The sequence below is a fragment of the Mesorhizobium sp. M7A.F.Ca.AU.002.02.1.1 genome, assembly GCF_003998535.1.
In the GTDB taxonomy this organism is placed as follows: Bacteria; Pseudomonadota; Alphaproteobacteria; order Rhizobiales; family Rhizobiaceae; genus Mesorhizobium; species Mesorhizobium ciceri.
This window is the reverse complement of record NZ_RZPB01000905.1, coordinates 1-2,150: the sequence shown is the minus strand read 5'-3', so window position 1 is coordinate 2,150 and position 2,150 is coordinate 1. Positions and strand designations below refer to the sequence as shown.

The following is a 2,150-nucleotide window of genomic DNA, read 5'->3' as shown; positions in this document are numbered from 1 at the left end:
CGGTCATCCGCGCCAGCGGATGGAAGCCGATCTTGCGGATCGAGGCCCATTCGGCGCTCGAAGTCCACATCAAGGACAGCGCCGAATGGGCCTCGATCCGCAAGATCGGCTTCCATCCGCTGGCGCGGATGACCGAGGACGAGGAAAAAAGCTTCATACAGTGCCTGGAAACCTACACCAACCGGGAGTGGCGCGACACCAAGGGCCGCACGCCGGCGCGCTATACCTTCGCCACGCTGGTCGACCCGCATGAGGAATTGCCGCCCTCGGAGATCTCGTCGCTGCGCTATTGGGCCAAGATCGCCGAGAAGATGGGCGTCGAAATCGAGCCGATCACCAAGCGGGACCTGGCCAAGCTCGCCAATTACGACGCGCTGTTCATCCGCGAGACCACCTCGATCTCCAACCACACCTATCGTTTCGCCCGCCGCGCCCAGCAGGAAGGCATGCCGGTGATCGACGATCCACTGTCGATGATCCGCTGCACCAACAAGGTCTATCTCAACGAGCTGATGGCCTACAACAAGGTGCCGGTGCCGCCGACGGTGATGATCGCCGGCACCTCGGATCTCGAACTGGCGGCGCAGACGCTGGGCTTTCCGCTGGTGCTGAAGATCCCGGATTCGTCGTTCTCGCGCGGCGTCAAGAAATGCGCCAATTTCGAGGAACTGAAGACGCTCGCCACCGAATGGCTGGAGGATTCCGACCTTCTGATCGCGCAGAAATTCATTCCGACCGAATATGATTGGCGTGTCGGCGTGCTCGGCGGCCAGCCGCTGTTTGCCGTGCACTATCTGATGGCCAAGAAGCACTGGCAGATCGTCAACCACAAGGCCAACGGCAAGCCCGACCAGGGCGGCATCAAGACCTTCACGCTGAAGGAAACGCCGGCGCATGTCGTCGAGACGGCAGTGAAGGCGGCGCGCTGCATCGGCGACGGGCTCTATGGCGTCGACCTCAAGGAGACCAAGGACGGCGTCTTCGTCATCGAGGTGAATGACAATCCCAACCTCGATCATGGCTGGGAGGATTCCGGTGAGAAGGACGAGGTCTGGGTGCGGCTGACGCAGTGGTTCCTGGAGCGGTTGGACCGGCCGGGGCGGTAATTTGATCGGGGGTAGAACATGCAGTTTATCGTGATCGAGGATTTCACCGGCTGTGATCGCAAGGAGATCTATCGCCGCTTTCGCGACCGCGGCCGCCTGAAACCGGACGAGCTGCTCGTGCACCACAGCTGGATCGCGGCGGACATGAGCCGCTGCTTCCTGCTGGTGGAGGCCGATGACGTCACGCTGCTGCAGCGTTGGGTCATCGAATGGGCGGATCTGGTGGAATTCGAGATCATCCCCGTGGCGACAAACAAGGACATGGCTGAGGCATTGAGCGGGCACCTCTGACGATTGCCGCGTGTCGCGTCAACGCAGTGCCGGCGAGCCGACTGCGCGCCGGCACTCGTCGATCAGCCACTGGCGAAATGCGTCCACGACATCGCGTCTGGCGCTGCGCGCCGGGATCGTCAGGCAATAGGGCTGGCGCAGCTCGACCATTTGGGCGAGGGGCCTGACAAGTCGGCCGTCCTCCAGCGCCTCGGCACAGTAGATCCCTTGCGCCAGCGCCACGCCCAATCCCGAAATGGCAAGGTCGAGTGCTGCGCGCGATGAGTTGGCCGAGAGGCCGCGCTGCGCTGCCCGGCCGGGTTCGATGCCGGCCGCCTCGAACCAGTTGTGCCAGGACGGAAAGGACGCACCGGTCGGTCCCCAGCCGGTATGGATAAGCGGCAGGCTGGCGAGGCCTTCGGGTTTGATCGTGTCCGCCAGCCCGGGTGCACACACGGGATAGACTGCGTCCTGGACGATGTCCTCGGTCGGGTGCTCGCGATAGTGCGGGCCATAAGTGAGCCTGATGTCGATCAACTCACGGTCGAACGGCACCGGGTCATCCTCGCCTCTGAGCGATATGTCGACGGCGCCATGGCTGGAGACAAAACCAGTGAGGCGCTGCGAAAGCCAACCCATGGCCATGGATGGCGGCACCGACACCACGAGGCGCGGGCGGAACGCATCGCCGCCCAGTTGGCGCGCGACGCTGCCGATCTCCTGGAAGGCCATGGTCAGCCTGGGCAGCATCTCGACGCCGGCCTCGGTGAGGAC

The 2,150-nt window shown here is 63.5% G+C and carries 3 protein-coding genes; 2 read left to right on the top strand and 1 reads right to left on the bottom strand.

Features of this window, described 5'->3' with window-relative positions:
* Together EN879_RS33110 and EN879_RS33105 are read left to right on the top strand one after the other, a co-directional pair.
* On the top strand, positions 1 to 1,106 hold a 1,106-nt coding region (locus EN879_RS33110; protein WP_164774735.1), incomplete at its 5' end, for a RimK family alpha-L-glutamate ligase.
* A 30-nt stretch (positions 1,107 to 1,136) separates the two neighbouring features.
* Positions 1,137 to 1,397 (top strand): DUF3303 family protein, encoded by a 261-nt coding sequence (locus EN879_RS33105; protein WP_244514281.1) that lies wholly within the window; start codon positions 1,137 to 1,139, stop codon positions 1,395 to 1,397.
* Positions 1,398 to 1,415: 18 nt separating this feature from the next.
* Here EN879_RS33105 and EN879_RS33100 read toward each other — a convergent pair.
* Positions 1,416 to 2,150: LysR substrate-binding domain-containing protein (locus EN879_RS33100; RefSeq protein ID WP_127274566.1), on the bottom strand; the 735-nt coding region annotated here is incomplete at its 5' end.